Origin of the sequence: Pseudomonas sp. HY13-MNA-CIBAN-0226 (assembly GCF_040310305.1) — a bacterium.
Taxonomy (GTDB): Bacteria; Pseudomonadota; Gammaproteobacteria; order Pseudomonadales; family Pseudomonadaceae; genus Aquipseudomonas; species Aquipseudomonas gregormendelii.
In genome coordinates, this window is sequence record NZ_JBEOPS010000007.1 from 35508 (window position 1) to 52700 (window position 17193).

At 61.6% G+C, this 17193-nt stretch carries 18 protein-coding genes; 11 read left to right on the forward strand and 7 right to left on the reverse strand.

The annotated features are described in order from the left end of the window. The first annotated feature begins 9 nt into the window (after nucleotides 1-9). A complete protein-coding gene (locus tag AAEZ05_RS09325) occupies nucleotides 10-330 on the forward strand; it encodes a DUF6124 family protein (RefSeq protein ID WP_350647007.1) in 321 nt (106 codons plus the stop codon). A gap of 193 nt (nucleotides 331-523) precedes the next feature. On the opposite strand, the gene AAEZ05_RS09330 is transcribed toward AAEZ05_RS09325, so the two are convergent. Both AAEZ05_RS09330 and AAEZ05_RS09335 read right to left on the reverse strand, forming a co-directional pair. Next, on the reverse strand, nucleotides 524-937 hold the full coding sequence (locus AAEZ05_RS09330) for a response regulator (RefSeq protein WP_350647009.1): 414 nt from the start codon (nucleotides 935-937) through the stop codon (nucleotides 524-526). Between the two features lie 70 nt (nucleotides 938-1007). Beyond that, nucleotides 1008-1208: a Flp family type IVb pilin gene (locus AAEZ05_RS09335; protein WP_350647011.1), complete on the reverse strand. Its 201-nt coding sequence runs from the start codon at nucleotides 1206-1208 to the stop codon at nucleotides 1008-1010. Nucleotides 1209-1539: 331 nt separating this feature from the next. On the opposite strand from AAEZ05_RS09335, the gene cpaB reads away from it, so the two are divergent. From cpaB to AAEZ05_RS09375, 8 genes are read left to right on the forward strand one after another with little or no spacing between them, the layout of a single operon-like run. Beyond that, nucleotides 1540-2484, forward strand: coding sequence for a Flp pilus assembly protein CpaB (cpaB, locus tag AAEZ05_RS09340; protein ID WP_350647013.1), 945 nt, complete (start codon nucleotides 1540-1542; stop codon nucleotides 2482-2484). 35 nt (nucleotides 2485-2519) lie between these two features. Next, nucleotides 2520-3719, forward strand: a complete 1200-nt coding sequence (locus AAEZ05_RS09345; protein ID WP_350647259.1) for a type II and III secretion system protein family protein — start codon at nucleotides 2520-2522, stop codon at nucleotides 3717-3719. Beyond that, a complete protein-coding gene (locus tag AAEZ05_RS09350; protein WP_350647015.1) occupies nucleotides 3716-4906 on the forward strand; it encodes a CpaE/TadZ family protein in 1191 nt (396 codons plus the stop codon). Before AAEZ05_RS09345 ends, AAEZ05_RS09350 begins: the two co-directional genes overlap by 4 nt. Then, the gene (locus AAEZ05_RS09355; RefSeq protein WP_045060307.1) at nucleotides 4903-6177 is read left to right on the forward strand and encodes a TadA family conjugal transfer-associated ATPase; all 1275 of its coding nucleotides are present in this window, start codon (nucleotides 4903-4905) and stop codon (nucleotides 6175-6177) included. Before AAEZ05_RS09350 ends, AAEZ05_RS09355 begins: the two co-directional genes overlap by 4 nt. A gap of 13 nt (nucleotides 6178-6190) precedes the next feature. Then, a complete protein-coding gene (locus tag AAEZ05_RS09360; protein ID WP_350647017.1) occupies nucleotides 6191-7075 on the forward strand; it encodes a type II secretion system F family protein in 885 nt (294 codons plus the stop codon). A 1-nt stretch (nucleotide 7076) separates the two neighbouring features. Further along, entirely contained in the window at nucleotides 7077-7967 is an 891-nt protein-coding gene (locus AAEZ05_RS09365) for a type II secretion system F family protein (RefSeq protein WP_045060309.1), read from the forward strand. A gap of 24 nt (nucleotides 7968-7991) precedes the next feature. Further along, nucleotides 7992-8702 (forward strand): tetratricopeptide repeat protein, encoded by a 711-nt coding sequence (locus AAEZ05_RS09370; RefSeq protein ID WP_045060310.1) that lies wholly within the window; start codon nucleotides 7992-7994, stop codon nucleotides 8700-8702. Nucleotides 8703-8713: 11 nt separating this feature from the next. Then, the gene (locus tag AAEZ05_RS09375) at nucleotides 8714-8974 is read left to right on the forward strand and encodes a DUF3613 domain-containing protein (protein WP_350600536.1); all 261 of its coding nucleotides are present in this window, start codon (nucleotides 8714-8716) and stop codon (nucleotides 8972-8974) included. 133 nt (nucleotides 8975-9107) lie between these two features. On the opposite strand, the gene AAEZ05_RS09380 is transcribed toward AAEZ05_RS09375, so the two are convergent. Together AAEZ05_RS09380 and AAEZ05_RS09385 are read right to left on the reverse strand one after the other, a co-directional pair. Then, a complete protein-coding gene (locus tag AAEZ05_RS09380; RefSeq protein WP_350600538.1) occupies nucleotides 9108-9899 on the reverse strand; it encodes a response regulator transcription factor in 792 nt (263 codons plus the stop codon). Between the two features lie 118 nt (nucleotides 9900-10017). Continuing rightward, on the reverse strand, nucleotides 10018-10488 hold the full coding sequence (locus tag AAEZ05_RS09385; protein WP_350600539.1) for a prepilin peptidase: 471 nt from the start codon (nucleotides 10486-10488) through the stop codon (nucleotides 10018-10020). 75 nt (nucleotides 10489-10563) lie between these two features. Between AAEZ05_RS09385 and AAEZ05_RS09390 the strand changes: the two genes are divergently transcribed. After that, on the forward strand, nucleotides 10564-11004 hold the full coding sequence (locus tag AAEZ05_RS09390; protein ID WP_350647019.1) for a TadE/TadG family type IV pilus assembly protein: 441 nt from the start codon (nucleotides 10564-10566) through the stop codon (nucleotides 11002-11004). Next, nucleotides 11001-13742, forward strand: a complete 2742-nt coding sequence (locus tag AAEZ05_RS09395; protein ID WP_350647021.1) for an ATP-binding protein — start codon at nucleotides 11001-11003, stop codon at nucleotides 13740-13742. The genes AAEZ05_RS09390 and AAEZ05_RS09395 overlap by 4 nt, the downstream gene beginning before the upstream one ends. On the opposite strand, the gene AAEZ05_RS09400 is transcribed toward AAEZ05_RS09395, so the two are convergent. The 3 genes from AAEZ05_RS09400 to AAEZ05_RS09410 all read right to left on the reverse strand — a co-directional run bounded on the left by AAEZ05_RS09400 (nucleotide 13739) and on the right by AAEZ05_RS09410 (nucleotide 17190). Further along, a complete protein-coding gene (locus tag AAEZ05_RS09400; protein ID WP_350600542.1) occupies nucleotides 13739-15730 on the reverse strand; it encodes a pilus assembly protein TadG-related protein in 1992 nt (663 codons plus the stop codon). The genes AAEZ05_RS09395 and AAEZ05_RS09400 overlap by 4 nt on opposite strands. 222 nt (nucleotides 15731-15952) lie before the next feature. Next, complete coding sequence (locus tag AAEZ05_RS09405; protein ID WP_350600544.1) at nucleotides 15953-16510, reverse strand: DUF4136 domain-containing protein; 558 nt, start codon at nucleotides 16508-16510, stop codon at nucleotides 15953-15955. A gap of 53 nt (nucleotides 16511-16563) precedes the next feature. After that, nucleotides 16564-17190: a DUF4136 domain-containing protein gene (locus tag AAEZ05_RS09410; RefSeq protein ID WP_122841627.1), complete on the reverse strand. Its 627-nt coding sequence runs from the start codon at nucleotides 17188-17190 to the stop codon at nucleotides 16564-16566. Nucleotides 17191-17193 lie beyond the last annotated feature (3 nt).

A 17193-nucleotide genomic window follows, 5' to 3' on the forward strand; every position in this document is an offset into this window, starting at 1 on the left:
AGTTTCACAATGATCAAACACAGCCCCAATCCCCCCGAATCAAACACCCCCGCCGAATCCGAAAGCACCCTCGACTCCCCCTCCATCGCCGACATCAAATCCGCCCCACGCACGCCCTGTAGCCTGTTCAGCGTGGACCCTGGCGCCTCGACTGAAACCCTGATGACGTATCTGGTCGAGACCCTGGCCTCGGTTGATGTGATGGTCCATCACCTGGTGGATCACCTGGACGGCGAGTCGCGCAATGCGCTGCTGGGTATTTCGAACACGATCATGCTGGCGGAGATCACAGCGAACCGCGTACTGGATCAAATCGACACGCCGGCGTAGAAGCCGAACGATCCCCCGGTAGGAGCTGCCGAAGGCTCGGGCCGCGATCGGACGATCTTTTGATCTTGGCGATCTGCAGGAATCAAGATCATCTGCAGATCAAGATCAAAAGATCGTCCGATCGCGGCCCGAGCCTGCGGCAGCTCCTACGGGATCGGGTGCTGGCGGCATGAATCGGTAGGACCGGGTTTGTTCAGCCGGAGGTCACTTGGGCCAGGGGCTGCGGGAACAGGTTGTTCAGCGTTTCCAGCAATCGCACGTGATAGATCGGCTTGCGAAACAGGTCGAGCACTTGCAGGCGCAGCATGTCGCTGACGTCCTCCATGTCCGCATGCCCGGACGTGACGATCACGGGGAGATGCTGACGTGAAGTGTGCTCGCGCAACCGCTTGATCAGCGACATGCCGCTCTCCTCCGGCATTCGCAGATCGGTGATCACCAAAGCGATATCGGGATGGCGGGTTAGGTGATGCAGGGCGAGTTTGACCGACGTTGCCGTGAAGCAACAAAAGCCCTCGCCCTCCAGCAGTTCGGCAAGCTCCAGCAGCGCGTCTTCTTCGTCGTCGACCAAGAGCAACTGCGGGCGTGGGGGTGAAGATAATGTCATGTGGCGTTTCCGCTACGGCAATCCTAGGTTTAACCACATTAGCCGACGATCAGAAGTACGGCTGATTATCTTAACTGCTTGGTGTTACAGGCTTGCCTCCGATTCCTTCGTTGATTGCGTTGAAAATTTCGCTGACCCGATCTCCAATGGGGGTAATAAACACCACAACAACAACCGCTACCATCGCCGCCACAATCGCATACTCGATCGCCGAAGCGCCTTCAGTACTTTCAAAAAACACGCGAATTTTCACATACAGTTTAAGAAACATCTGACAACTCCTTGGGCCCCTGGGCACCGGTATCACGGACCGAGACATGATTGCTCCGTGCCACCAAAGCATTGTCAACAAACCGGCCCCCAGCAACTGTAAGAACGGTTTAATTACTAAGTATTAGCACTTTCTCATGCACCCAAAAAAAACCTGCCATCTCGGCCACTTCTTCAACTTTTGACAGCTATTTTCATTGTGGTTAATGGCATTTCGCTTTACCTGCGCTACCGTCAAATAGCGAAATCGTTGAATGTTCATAGCTGCTTAAGCACGAATTACCCCGTCTGGATATGGGCCAAGTCTTGCAGCAGGAAAAGGAGAGCCCGTCATGAACAGTCGCGTCACCATGGGTCTTGCAGGGATGTTGCTAGTGGGCGCAGTGGTCGCCGGCTACTGGGGTTTGATGCTCAGTCGCGCGCCTGCTGCCCAACCGGTCGAGACTCCCACCGCCGTTGCCGCCATCGAAAAAACCGTCGCCACTGCCGAAGACCAGACCCGCCAGTCGGTGGTCGTAGTGGTACGCGATGTGGCCCCATTCACGCCATTGACCGCCGCCGACCTCGCCGTGGAAAAACTGCGCAGCGCGCCGGCCGGCAGCCTGGGCAACATCGACCAGGCGCTCGGGCGTACGCCGTGGCGCACACTCACCGCCGGCACCTGGCTGAGTGAGGACAGCTTTGAAAGCGGTGGTGCCGTGGCACGCATGATTCGCAGTGACGAGCGCGCACTCGCGGTCGCCGTCGATGAAGTGATTGGTGCCGCAGGGCAATTGGCGCCGGGGGACTATGTCGACGTGCTGCTGTACTTGCGCCAGGACGAGAGCAACCCGCAACAGTCGGCACAGATCGTCATCCCGGCCATGCGTGTGCTCGGGGTCGGCGACCAGCTCGGCCTGACCAACGACGGCAAGCCTGCCACCCCGCCCCTGAACGCTGAAGAAAAGATCAAGCAGGATCAGCGCCGCATCGCCGCTCGCACCGTACTGCTGGCCGTGCCGGAACCATTGCTCAGCCGCCTGATGCTGGCGACCCAGGCAGGCACTTTACGCCTGGCGGTGCGCAGCGCCGAGGAGCAGCGCCTGGCCCGTTACTGGGCTGGCGAAAGCGACACGCCCGGCAATCTTGATGCTGCCAACAGAGGCCTGATCCAGTTCACCCAACTGGCCCTGGGCGGCGCGCCGAAAACACCCGTCAGCAGCCCTGTGCGCACGGCCGTCGCACGGCCTGGGGTGGAAGTCATTCGTGGTAACCAGATCACCCAACAAACTCCCTGATCGAGCAAGGATGCAGTTCTATGCCCAGTCGTTCCATGCCGATACTTTGCCCGCTGTTCGCTTGCCTGGTGTTGGCCGCAGCTGACACCAGCCTTGCCGCCTCCAGCAATTGCACGGCCTTGAGCCCGTTGCCCAGCGTGCTGGAAGTCGGCGAAGGCCTGCAGCAGGAGCTGCAATCTGCGGTTGCGATCACTCGCCTGGCCGTCGGCGACCCGAAGATCGCCGACGTGCGCACCACCGGCGCCAGCGGCTTCCTGCTCACCGGGATGGCACCCGGCGCGACCAGCCTGATGGTCTGGACGGCCTGCTCGACCACACCGCGCCAGACCATGGTGTTCGTCCAGGGCAAGGCCACCGCCGCGCTGACCGGCGTCGCCCTGCCTTCCGAGGAACCGCTGCTGCCCTCCCAGGTGCAGACCGACATCCGCTTCGTCGAAGTCAGCCGATCCAAATTGAAGGAAGCCTCGACCTCGGTTTTCGGTACCCGTGGCAACTTCCTGTTCGGCGCGCCCCGCACCCTGCCGACCATCGACGGCGTGGTGCAGCCGCGACTGCCGGTGAATAACGATCAGTTCAATATTTCCTGGATTGGCGGCAAGACCATGGTGATGATCAACGCCCTGGAAGGCAGCGGTTTCGCCTACACCCTGGCACGTCCCAGCCTGGTGGCGCTGAGCGGGCAAAGCGCGAGTTTCCTGGCCGGCGGCGAAATCCCCATCCCGGTGCCCAGCTCCGGCAGTGACAACGTCTCGATCGAGTACAAGGAATTCGGCATCCGCCTGACGCTGACCCCGACCATCATCGGCAGCAATCGCATCGCCCTGAAAGTTGCGCCGGAAGTCAGCGAGCTGGACTACAGCAACGGCGTCAACATCGCTGGCACCGTGGTCCCGGCGCTGACGGTACGCCGCACCGACACCAGCATTTCTTTGGCCGATGGCGAAAGTTTTGTCATCAGCGGCCTGATCAGCACCCGCAACAGCTCCCAGGTGAACAAGTTTCCGGGGCTTGGCGACATCCCGATCCTGGGTGCGTTTTTCCGCGACCAGAACATCAATCGCGAAGAACGCGAGCTGCTGATGATTGTCACCCCGCACCTGGTGCAGCCACTGGCGGCGAACGCGCAACTGCCCTCGCTGCCCGGTGAAAAGTTGCGCAACTACGATCCGAATTTCTACCGCATGTACTTCCTTGAAAACGGCAACTTCGATAAACGCAGCGGGTTATCGCAATGAGCCAGAGCCTGAGCCAGACCTTTCTCGCGATTACGCGCAACGACACTGACCTGGAGTGGCTGCAGGGCGCCCTGGCACCCTTGGGCCAGGTGGTCAGCGTCGGTGGCGGCAGCCTTGACGAACTGCTGGCACTGGTGGATGTGACGTTCGCCAGCCTGGTGTTCATCGGCCTGGACCGCGACCACGTGGTGGCCCAGAGCGCGCTGATCGAAGGGGCCCTTGAAGCCAAGCCGATGCTGGCAATCGTCGCGCTGGGCGATGGCATGGACAATCAATTGGTGCTTAACGCCATGCGCGCAGGGGCCCGGGATTTCGTCGCGTACGGCTCGCGCTCCAGTGAGGTCGCAGGCCTGGTGCGGCGCCTGAGCAAGCGCCTGCCGCCTGTCACGCCCAGTAATCACCTGGGCGGCCTGACGGTGCTGTACAGCGTGCAGAGCAATGCCGATGGCGCCTTGCTGTCCACCCATCTCGCGCAAGTGGTGCAGAAGAGCGGGCAACAAACCCTGTTGCTGGACCTCGGATTACCACGGGGTGACAGCCTGGCCTTGCTGGGCCTGGAGAGCTCGTTTCACTTCGGCGATGCCCTGCGGCACTTGCGACGCCTGGACGCCACGTTGATCGACAGCGCGTTCAGTCGCTGCGAGGGCGGCTTGCGGATCCTCGCCTATGCCAGTACCGATGAACCGCTGGAACACACCAGTGCGGCCGAGCTGTACATGCTGCTCAGCGCGCTGCGTCATCACTTCCAGCACATTGTGGTGAACCTCACCGGGCAGCAGGACAGCGAGGCGCTGCGAACCTTTGTCAGCCACTGCGACAAGTTGCTGTGGTACACCGACCAGAACGTGCTCGATTGCCGGCGCAACCTGGCGATCCTCAATTTCTGGCGCGAAAAAGGCATGAAGCTTGAACACTCCCGGCTGCTGGTGGACCGCTACCTGCGCGACGTTAGCCCAGACGCCGAGACCCTGGGTAAAAGCTTCGGCATGGAGGTCATCGCGACGCTCGCCAACAGCCCGCAGGTGCGACTCAACGCCAAGAACCAGGGCGTGTCGCTGTTCGAACTGGCCCCGCGAGAAACCCTGACCCAGGGCCTGCGCACCCTCGGCGAACGCCTGGCGAAACGCTCCGAAGGCATCATCAAGCGCAAGGCGGGATGGTTCGACCGCCTGAGGGGTGCGCAATGAACAGTGAAAAGCTGTTCGGCGCGCCAACCCGTGGCGCCGTCGGCAACACCGACCATGAAGGCCTCAAACTGGTGTTGCACCGCTACATCATCGATGCCATCGAAGAGTCCGGAAAAAACCTGCTGGAGGGTACCCGGCAGGTGCTGGCGCAGTTTGTCATCGACAAGATCGCCGAGTACATCGCCCGCCTCCACCTGGCAATCTCCCGCTATGAAATGGAGCGCCTGGCCGAAGAGATTGTCGACGAACTCACCGGCTTCGGTCCCCTCGAAGTGCTGCTGCGCGACCCGGCGGTGACCGAGATCCTGGTCAACGGCCCGCACCGGGTATTTATCGAACGCGATGGCGTGCTGCATCAGAGCGACTTGCGCTTCATCGATGCTCACCACGTCGAACGCGTGATGCAGCGCATCCTCGCGCCCCTCGGGCGAAGGCTCGACGAGTCCTCGCCAATGGTCGATGCGCGCCTGCCCGATGGCAGCCGCGTCAACGCGATCATCCCGCCAATCGCCCTCGATGGCCCGTGCCTGTCGATCCGTAAATTTCGCAAGGACATGCTCAAGAGTTCGGACTTGATGGCGATGCAAACCATCGACCAGGCGATCTTTGATTTCATCCAGGAGGCTGTCGGCAAGCGCTGTAATATCCTGATCAGCGGCGGCACCGGCACGGGCAAGACCACCTTGCTGAATATCCTCAGCCAGTTGATCAACCCTCACGAACGCCTGGTGACTATCGAAGACGTCGCCGAACTGCAACTGGGCCACCCCCACGTGGTGCGCCTGGAAACCCGCCCGCCGAATGCCGAAGGCCACGGCGAAGTGAAGGCCAGCGACCTGATCCGCAACGCCCTGCGGATGCGTCCCGACCGGATCATCCTCGGCGAGATCCGTGGCGTCGAAGTGGTCGACGTACTCACCGCCATGAACACCGGTCACGACGGCTCGATGAGCACCGTGCACGCCAACAACGCGCAGGATGCGTTGCTGCGCCTGGAGACCCTGGTGGGCCTGACCGGCCGCAGCATCGCCGAGCGTACCTTGCGGCAGATGATCTGCGCCGCGCTGGATGTGGTGATCCAGTTGACGCGCATGCCCGACGGACGCCGCTGCGTCAGCGAAGTCGTGGAAGTGGTGGGTATCCGCGACGACGTGTATGTCACCAATACCCTGTTCCGGCTCGATCGACGCACCGGTTTCGGCTTTCTGCGCGAGGCGGTCAACCCCGCCGGCGACAAGCTGCGCCGCGAGTCGTTCGGCGACCTTCAGTGACCGCGAGGCGCACATGATCGGTCCTCTGTTGCTGTGCCTGGTATGCCTGTTGCTGCTGACCTTTTCCGTGCGCCTGTTCTACCAGGGCGTGCGCAAATCCGGCAGCGAAAGGGTCCTGGAACGCCTCGGCCAGGGGCAGCCGGAACGGCTACCGGAAAAAACTCGCTGGACGGGCCTGGAGCGGGCATTCCTGCGCGCAGGCCTGGGGCTCCCCACCGACCGCCTGGGTATCTGGCTGGCGCTGTGGGTGGTGTCGATGCTGATGGGTTCTGCCGTCGCGAGCTGGGCCGGTTTCCTGCTGTTGCTGGTGGTGCCACCGTTGGCGCTACGGGTGTATGTGTCCTGGCGCTATCGCCGGCGGATCCACCGGATCGTCGAGCAGTTACCCCAGATGCTGGACCACACGGTACGCAGTCTGAAGTCCGGTCGTACCCTGGCGGACGCAGTGATGGGCTCGATCGACGCCAGCGAGGATCCATTGAAAACCGCCATGGGCAGGGTTCAACGCAACGTGCAGTTGGGCGTAAACCTGCCCGACGCCGTGAATGACTTTGCCGAACTGTATGAGCAGGACGAACTGCGCATGTTCGCCCTGGGCCTGAAGGTCAATCACCGTTATGGCGGCAACGCCAGCGAGCTGCTGGAGAACCTGATCAAACTGATTCGCGAGCGCGACCAGGGGGCTCGCCAGTTGCGTGCACTTACGGGTGAAACCCGCATGACCGCCTGGGTCCTGGGTTCGCTGCCGTTGATCCTGGTGAGCTATTTCATGATGAGCAATCCCGGCTACATGCTGGGGATGTGGAACGACGAAGGTGGACGGCAGATGCTGATCATCGCCGTGTGCCTGCAAGTCACCGGTTGCCTGGCGCTGTGGCGCATGTTGCGGAGCGTGTGAGATGGCCATAGCAATGCTTGTCAGCTCGTTGCTGCTGCTGGGCGCTGTGATGTTGATGTTCGCCAGCCTGTTCGAGCGCCACCGCCGCGAACGCCAGGTCAGCCAGCGCCTGCAGGGGCAGATGGTGCGGGACAACCGCCTGGGCACCTGGCTGCGCGCCGTGGGCGACAGCAAGGTGGGACAACGCAGCGTCAGTCTCGACAACGAAACCCAGGTGCTGCTCAACCGCGTGGGATGGCGCCGCGCCCGCCAGCGCTCGATGTTTGCCGCGCTGCAAATAGGCACGCCGTTCGTGGTGATGGGCCTGGTGATAGGGCTGCAAACGCTGTTCTATCCACAGGCCAGCAACCACTGGATCGCGCCATTCTTTGCCTTGGCCATTGGCTACCTGCTGCCCAAGCGCCTGCTGGCCTACGCGGCCAAGCGCCGGCAAAAACAGATCGCTGTGGAAATCTCCACGCTCATTCCCTTGCTGCGCATTCTGTTCGAGTCGGGGATGGCCGTTGAGCAGGCCCTGCGCGTTTTGAGCGTCGAAGCCCAGCGGCTGTTGCCGCAGACCACCCAGGAGCTGAGTCTTATTCTGGCCCGGGTCGACTCCGGCCTGGAGCTGGGACAGGAGCTGAACAAGGCGGCCAACGTGCTGGCTATCGACGAGTTCACCGACACCTGCGTGATCCTGCAGCAACTGATCCAGCAGGGCGGCGGTGCGATGAAGTCTCTGCTGGCGCTCAAGCAGCTGCTCGACGACCGGCGCCTGACCAACCTGCAGGAATACATCTCGAAGATGTCGGCGAAGATGTCGGTGGTGATGATGCTGTTTCTGTTTCCAGCGCTGTTGATCGTGTTGGCCGGGCCGGGGTTTACCGCGATTGGCCGAGCGTTCTCGTCCTGATTTGGGCTCTTGAAGAGGTTACTTATGAAAGCACTGATAGCCGTGATGAGTCTGCTGATGCTGAGCGGATGTGCCACCAACGGCCAAGCGCCCTGGTCCAACCTGACGACCTCCGCCAGTTGCGCCAAACCCAGCGCCGATCAGGAGCTGGCGCTGAACCTGGCCGATGACATGGCCAAGGACGGCAAGCTGCACGCCAGCCTCGCCAACCTGCAGAGCCTGCCGGACAACCTGGCGGATGTACGCCTGCGCAAGGCCCGGGTGTATCGCCTGCTGGGACGCAGCGATGCCGAACCCTTGTACCGTAGCCTGCTGGGCAGCTGCCGCGCCGCCGAAGCCGAACACGGTCTCGGCCAACTCGCCGCAGGTCGGGGTGACAACGGCCAGGCCCAGGCGCATCTGCAACGGGCCGCACGGCTGGCGCCGACTGACGAAAGAATCCGCAATGACCTGGGCGTGGTCTACATGAACCAGCTGCGCCTGGACGACGCACGCTTCGAGTTCCTGACCGCCATCGAGCTCAAGCAGAGCGATCAACTGGCGGCGGTGAACCTGGTGGCATTGTTGATCTATCAGGACAACTGGCAACAGGCTGGTGAACTCGTCAGCCGTGCCGGCTTGAGCCCGGAACAATTCGGCGACGCCAAGGCCCGCGCCGAATCACTCAAGGCACCCGCCCCGCCACGGCCGTCCACCAGCGGCCAGGTGGCGGTTGTCACTGACGCGCTGAAGTAGAGGAGAACACCATGAAACTGACCATCCTGTGCTGCCTGCCCCTGCTGAGCCTGCCAGCCCTGGCCCTCGACGCCGGCCCCTCTTCACCACAACAGCAGGAAACCGAAGGCTGGCTGGTTTTGCAGAGCCGAAACCAGGTGGCGTCCAACATCCCGCAAACGGCCACGGCGGCCGAGCGGGAACGGGCCATGACGCGGTTCCTGAAAAGTTTTGAGTACCCGATACCGGAGTTTTATGAGCAGGATACGGGCGGGTCGCTGGAGGGGAATTGAGAGGCCTTCGGATACCTTATGCACATCCGCGTAGGCGCTGCCGAAGGCTCGGGCCGCGTTCGGACGATCTTTTGTCTTTTTAAAGATCAAAAGATCGCAGCCTTCGGCAGCTCCTACGGTGGATTTTTGCCACTCAGTGGGCTGTGACTCTTTGGCGCAAACCTGAGTTATTGGGCGACAACGCCAGTGCCAATTGCGTGCGATTGTGCATGTGGGTCAGACGCAAAACCTGCGACACATACAGCTTCACGGTGTTTTCGGTAATCCCCAACTCACAGGCAATCTGATAGTTGGTCTGCCCCTTGCCCACCAGCCGTGCCACGTCCAGTTGCCGAGGGGACAGCTGATTGAAAATCGACGGTATCTGCAGCCGGTCCGGATCAATGAAAGCATCGTCCGAGGCCTCTGCCCCGCCACGGGCTGACGGATCGCGTCGTACCTTGTCCAGGTCCTGATACAGATCATCGATGGACTCGGAAAGGTACTGCAGCTTCTGATTCAAATGCCCCAGCTGCAGACTCTTTTGCCGCTCCTGCAACGCCACTTCCTGGCGTTGCAAACCGTCCAGCAATTCATCCAGGTCGATGGGTTTCTGATAGTAGTCGGCAAAGCCTGCGCGTAATGCCTTGATCACGTCCTGCTTGTCCGCGCGCCCCGTCAACATGATGGCCTCGAACACCCGATGCTTGCCGGACAGGCGTTGCAACTCCTGAACCAGCTGAATGCCATCCATGCCGGGCATGTGCAGGTCACACAGCACCAGGCCGACATCGGCGTCATCGGAAAAACGCTCGATCGCTTCCTGACTGGAGCCACAGGGTACGCACTGATAACCACTGCTCTCGAGAAACTCGCCAAGTTCTTCCACGATCAACGGCTGATCATCAACCACAAGGACTTTTACTGCCGAGGTGAGCTTGTTCACGTGCTACTCCATGCCAACGCCAAAATCTGGCTATTCCTGTACTGACAGCCACGGGCTGTACAACTACGACTGACTTGAAAGTAGACGTAATTTTCGACTCTGTACACACGACAAGCGACTAGCGGAGCCAGGCCATGGTCAGCACGGCGCCCGCCAGTACGAACGGTGCAAATGGTTGTTTTTTTGACATTTGCGGGCCCATATAGCGCAATTGTTCCCTAAGTGATTGACTCATATATAGCCAGAGTTTTGGCGAAATCAACAACCACAAAACGCTGACCACTCCTGCGCCGATGATCGTGCCGAGAACGTGCATACCGTCCGTCGCAAGCGCCAAAGCTGTCACTAATTTCACATCACCGGCGCCCATACGACCCATCCAGTAGCCCGGCAGCGTGAAGGCCAGCGCCAGCAGGAACGCCAGGCCGCCCTGAATGGCCTCGGCGCCCAGCCAGGTGCTGCCGGTCCACAGCAACCAGACCAGTGCCAACGCGCCAGCGCCGAGGGTCAGGACATTGGCAATGTGTCGCTCTCGAGCGTCCTGCGCGGCGCACACCATCAGCCAGATGATCAGGAAAAAACTCTGCATGAGGTAAAAGCCGTCCGTTTTGGCTGAATGATTCTATGCTGATATTACGTCGTGATTGTCAGGGTAGACGCACACATGAAAACCGCCCTTCCCCGTAAACAAAAAGGTGCCGTGGCGATTGAGTTCGCGCTGGTGTTCGTGATCTTTTTCGCGGTGCTGTATGGCCTGCTCAGTTACAGCCTGCCGTTATTGCTGATGCAATCGTTCAACGAGTCGACCGCCGAAGCGGTACGGCGCAGCGTGGCCGTGGACCCGACCACCGCCAACTACAAGCAGACCGTCGAGACACTGGCGACCAGCGTCCTGACTCAACGCCTGTCATGGATCCCGCCGGCCTTGAATTTCAGTGTCGCCTCCCATGCGAAGGCGGAGTACGCCGGCGGAGTGCTGACGGTGCGCATCGACTATCCCAGCAGCAAATTGAACAGCGTGCTGCCTTCGCTGGTGCTGCCCGGGATCGGCCCGGTACCCAGCCTGCCGACCACGCTCAGCGCACAATCGAGCCTGCAGTTTTGAGTTCCGGCGATACGTTGCTCGGGCGTCTGCTGCAACGGCAACCGGCGAAAGCCCTCATCACCGGGCACGCCATGAGCGCGCCCGGAGTCGGTTTACACATCCAGCTGGATGCCGCGGCTCGAGTGATGCACCTGGCGGGACCGCTCAGGCACGCACTCGCCCGTCAGGCCGTGAGCGCCCAGCCGGTACCACTGCGCGACTACCTGATGCCCCACAGTTGCCTGTCCATCGAAGGTTCGCCTGGGGATTGGCTTGGGCACAGCCTGGACCTCGACTTTCAAGGCCTGGGCGATCAGCCCGTGCACCTGCGCGGCTGGGTGCAGCCTCAAGCCGATGGCTGGTTATTGCAGCTGCTGGACATCGGTGACCTGTTGCTCGAACGCCGTCAGGCACGCAGCCGCGAGCAGTGTCAGCTGCTCACAACCCAGATCAGCGAGCAACTGCGCCTGTGCAGTCTGCCGCGCTTGCCCCAGGTGCTGACCGACCAGCTGCAACTTCTCGCCCAACGTTTGCACATCCCTTGCATTGCCGTGGCGCTGCTCGACGAGCAGGCACAGGGCTGGCAAGTGCATCAGCATGCCAGGGCCTTCGACGCGCCGCAGTTATGGCACCTGGGGCAACGCCTGGGCACTGGCCTCGACACCTTGAACAGCGGCGCCCCCCAGCCGTTGATCAGCGGCGAACATCCGCGCCTGCAGGATATTTTCGGCCATGCCGAAGGCTTCGTCGTGCCGTACCAGGACGCCCAGGGTGTCGCGGCCTGGTTGTTGTGCGGTTTTTACCCCGTGCAACAGCGCGCGCCCGACTTGAGCCATCGCGACTGGTTACAGCTGATGGCCGCGCTGGCAGCGCCCCTGCTGGAGCGTTTGCGCGAGCAGCGCCACCATCTGCACATGGAGCGCCTGGAAGCCCTGCAAACCTTGCTGGGCACCGGCTGGTGGGAGCTTTTCGGTGATCGCCACGAGCTGCAACTGGCCCCATCGCTTGCCAGCGACCTGGGCCTGGACCGGAGGTTTTTACCGGTGCGCGACTGGCTCGAACGGGTACACCCCGCCGATCGCGAAGAACTCAATGCCCGCCTGCTCGACCTGCAGGACAACAGTGCACCCCTGCTGCTGTGCATCCGCGTGCTGCAGGCCGATGCCGCGCAATCGCCGACCTGGTATCGCCTGCAAGGCCAGGCCATCGGCGCGGGGACACAGCGGCGAATCATCGGTTTCATGCTCGACATCAGCGACATCAAAAACCAGCAGCAGCACGCGGCAACGGCGCATGCGCGGCTGGACAACCTGATCGCCAGTTCACCGGCGGTGATCTATGTTCAGCGCTACGTCGAGGGCGCGCTGCTGCCGACGTTCTTCAGTGACAGCCTGCTGCCGTTACTGGGCTTCTCCCTCGCCGACTGCAGCCCCGCGATGCTGGTCGAGCGAGTGCACCCGGATGACCGCGACCAGTACTTTGAACGCACCCGACAGTTGCTGCGCCAGGGTTCGGTGCAGGCGCGTTACCGGATGCGCGACAGTCTTGGCGATTACCACTGGCTGCTCGATGAAGCCCGCCTGCTGCGCGACGATCTCGGCCTGCCGGTGGAGGCCGTGGGCCTGTGGCTGGATGTCACTGAAGCCACCCAGGCTGCCGAGCAGGTTCGACAAAGCGAGGAACGCTATCGCCTCCTGGTGGAAGACTCCCCGGCGATGATCTGCCGTTACCTGCCCGACCTCACGCTGACCTTCGGCAATCGTCCCCTGGCGGCCTATCTGGAATGCGAGCCGCAAGCGTTACCCGGTGTGAACCTCGGCAGCTGGATGTCGCCGGAACAGCGCGAGGCGTTTGTATCGCGCCTGGGCCAACTGACCCCCGAGTTTGCGGTGAGTACCGCGGAAATCAATCTGCAACTGCCGGGACGCGAGCATGCATGGTGGGTCTGGTCGGATCGCGGGGTGTTCGATGATCAGGGGCGCCTTCTTGAAATCCAGGCCGTGGGCCGCGACAACACCGAGGTGCGGCGCGCCCAACAGCAACTCACCCAGAGCGCAAAAATGGCCACATTGGGCGAGATGGCCACGGGCCTGGCCCATGAAATCAATCAGCCGCTGAATGTGATGCGCATGGCCGTCGTCAATGTGCTCAAGCGCCTGGGCAATGGCGATGTGCAGGTCGATTACCTGACCGAAAAGCTCAAGCGCATCGACGCTCAGGTCCAGCGCGCAGCGCGGGTGGTGGACCACATGCGCGTGTTCGGTCGCCGTTCCGAGATCGAGCAGCAACCATTCAATCCGTTACATGCCATTGAAGGAACCCTGGCGTTGCTGGCCGAAGGCATGCGCGGCAAAGGGCTGGAGCTGCGAATAGGCGAGGCCGGCTTCGAGGTGCAGGTGCGCGGTCATGTCGATCAGCTGGAACAGGTGCTGATCAACCTGATGGTCAATGCCCGGGATGCCCTGCTGGCCAAGCGCGAGGATGATCACCCGTTCCAGCCGTGGATCGCGCTGGACGCCGAGCGCGATGCGCAACACGTACGCCTGTGGGTCGAGGACAATGGTGGCGGTATCGATCCGCGGCTGATGGAGCGGATCTTCGAACCCTTCTTCACCACCAAGCCAGTGGGTGTCGGCACTGGCCTTGGGTTGTCCGTGAGTTACGGCATTGTCGAGAACATGGGCGGACGGCTCAGTGTGAGCAATTCGGCACACGGCGCACGCTTCTGCATCGAGTTGCCGATATTGCCCCAGTCTTAAATCACCAGCCCGGCGCGACCCGGGGGTTTGCAACTGAGGTTGGCGCCGACGTCGACTTTGTTCAGGGTGATGCCGAGGGCGGCGAGCAGGTTGTCGAGGATGGGGTCGAGGACTTTGCTGAGCAGGCCATCAATGACCACGCCCAGCGTGTTGTTAACTGCGTCCAGCGCCCCCTTCACAGTGGTCAGTAAATCACCCAGTACATTTGGAGCCACAGGTTTGTAGGCCTGCACCTGAACACCCGCCAGGGTGGTTTTCAAGCTGTCGACAATGCCCTGCGTACCCAGGCTGTAAAACAACGGAGGTTGTTTGATCTCTGGAGGCTGGTTGTAAATGTGCGTGCTCTGGGTGCTGGCGACGGGCGAATCGACCTTGACCCCAAGGCCGCCGCCGTAAAACGGCTTGCGTGTCGACAGATCGCAGGTTTCTGGCCCCAAGCCCAGCAAGGGAATCTTGCAAGTGATGGCGCCAACGTCGATCAAGGGCAACGGCTGCACCGTTACATCTGCCGAAGACGAGAATGCGTTGGTCGTGTCGATTTTGCCGACCTTCAGTTTCACCAGGGCCGTATTGGTCTGGGTCGTCAGCGTTTTGGTGGCATCACTGGCGCATGTGTAGTCGGTCACACGGCTGTTGGCACTGCCGACTTCCAGGGCGATATCAATTCTGGAGGTGGGCAGGATGAGCAAGTTCGTACGCTGGCAGGTGCCGCCCAGAACACAGAAGACTGACTGGAGCGCTCCGCCGAGGTTGAGGTGCAACACGTTGTTCAGGGCGTCGGTCACGCCTGAGATCAATGACGTATTCAAGATGGCAGCGGGCAGACCGGCCACTCCCGTCAACAACGGCGGTAGATTCAGCGACAACACGGTGCGCACTTGCGCCGTGCGCACGAAAATACGGTCGGGCCCCATCGGGTTGGCTTTGGCCAGTGCCGGATTACCCACCGCCGACAGCTGCGGCGGCTCGATCACCTTGACCCGCACCGAGCCATTGACCAATGCAGGAATATTCAGTGGAAGGTCGACCACGATGCCGTTCTGGCTGTTGGCCAGCTGCACAAAGGCTTCCACCAGCTGGAACACTTGCAGATTGGTATTGAGCGCCGACGAAGGCGTGCCGGTCTGCAACTGCAGCAGTTGCCCTAATGCAAGCTCGGTGCTGCCGGCTACCACCTTGAGATCGGTCAGGCCACTGACTGCCACGCTAGCCGTTGTGCCGCCAGCCTGGAGCACGGTGATCGCGGTGTCCAGCAACTGGGTCAGCTTGATTTTCTTGTTGAGCAATTCGGTGTAGTTGCCGGCACTGACGTTGACGTCCAGGGCCAGTTGATTCAGGTAGCTCAGCAGATTGATGTTGGTATCGACCAGGCCTTGCCAGCCCACCGCGCTCAGATTAAGGCTGCCGCCGAGCATTTTCCCCAACAACAGGTTCAAGGCCGCCGACTTGCTGGAGTCGACCACCAGCGCTGTGCTGCCGATCGTCAACATGGCCAGGGGCGGCAGCACGGCCGGGGCACCGACTGCTGTCGCGGTGAGCCGGGTATTGAGGCTGACCGGGCCGGGACTGAACAGTGCACCGACACCGGCGGCGATGCTGGTGGGGACCACTCGGGTGGCGATCACGCGGATGGCTGCTTTTTTACTGGCATCCGGCGTAAAGCTGCGCAGCTTGTCGGCGCCGGTCTGCAAGACTCCGCAGGTGGTGGTCAGGGTAATGCCGTCTGCGACGGTCAGGCCGTTGCGGGTGGCGCTTTCCGTGGCGTACCTGGCCGCGGTGAGATTGGCCAGGCAATCGCCGTCGCGCGTCACGGCTTCAAGGGCCGCCACATCGGCGACTCGCTGCAGCTTGCGCTGCTCCAGGTAGAGCCTGCCACTGTCGAGCACCAGCAACATGAACATCATTGCCAGGCCGAGGGTAAGCGCGGCTACCAGACCGATCGCGCCACGTTGCCGGGCGGGACCGTGAAACTGCAAGCGGGGAGACATTGTGCACTCCTTTGCCGGCGTACTGCCGAGGGGTTACCTCCATGGGTATGGGAGAGTGTAGACAAGGGTTTTCAGAGCTGCACATGAGCGGTGTGCAGGAACTGTCGAGTGCAACGAGGCTGCGATCTTTTGGCTGTGTAATGTTCAAAAGCAAGATCAAAAGATCGCAGCCTCGTTGCACTCGACAGCGCCTACGGTTGATTGCGGTGCTGCATCAAGTTTTTATCTAGGCGGGTAATTTGCCAATATCCGCGCCACCGTCTCGCGTATCGCGGTGCTGCGATCAGCCGGGTTCGGCGAGCGGGCGAGCATTTGTTCGTCGCTGCCGCGCCAAACCAGCTTGCCGTCCTTGCCATCGAGCAGGTCGATCTGGACCGTCGCGACCTTGTAGGTGATGTTGCGGGTTTCGTTGTACATCGGCCCGCCCCAGTAACCATTCCATGGGCCGCCCCAACCACCGCCGTAGTTGGTGGTGACCTGCTGCTGGCGCTGCTCGACAATCAGGTAGGTCTGGACGCTCAGGTCACCCTTGATGCCAGCGGCAGCCGGGCGCAGGCCGCGCTGGTCGAGCTGTTCGGTTACCGCCTGGCGGATGCGCTGCTCGGTCAGATCGCTCTTGATTCGCGGGTCATCGGGGCGGTATTGCAGGGCCGGCTCTTTCCAGCTCCAGCTACGGTAAGCGGCGAAGTCACGACTGGCATCAAAGTCATGGTTGACCTGGTCCGAGGCACAGGCGCCGAGCAGCGCGACCACGACCAGTAAAGCGAGACGGCGGAACATGATGATTCTCCGAGTGAGGCATGAACCTGCGTAATGCGTCTTATCTACTTTAGTTAACCGGGAGGATACGCCGACATGGCTTTTTCCACAGCCTCCCTGATCGCATCGGCCCTGGCGCTCTGCTTGCCCTGGTTGCTGGTTTCGGCACTGGCGCTCCACACCGGCTGGCCGCTTTGCGCATCGAACAGGTCGACCCGCACGACCACGACCTGCTCCTGATAGGTGCGCACGATCGGCACTGTGTTGTACATGCCATAGCCGCTGCCGCAGCAGCGGTTATAACCGCCACCGCCGCCGTAATAACCGGCACCGCCATAGTAGTCATCCCGCACCTGACGCAAGCGGGTTTCCAGGCGCAGGTCAGCGCTGACGAACAGGTCGGCCGGGCGATTGTCGTGCAAGGGTCGCAAGCCGCGCTGGTCGAGGGCGTTGCTGACGGCTTCGGCCACCTGCGCCGAATCCGCCCAGGCAGTCCCCGGCGGCAATTGCCCGTTCAACCAGGCCCAACTGCGATACCGGCCGTAGTCGCGCGCAGGTGCCGGATAGGCGCTGCGGTCGAAGGTAGTGGCAGCTTGAGGTGGCGCGGGCGGCAACGGCCTGGAGGTCGCGACATAAGGGTTGCTGCCCTGGCAGGCCGCCAACCCCAGGCAGATGATCAGTAAACCCGAACGACTTTTCATTTC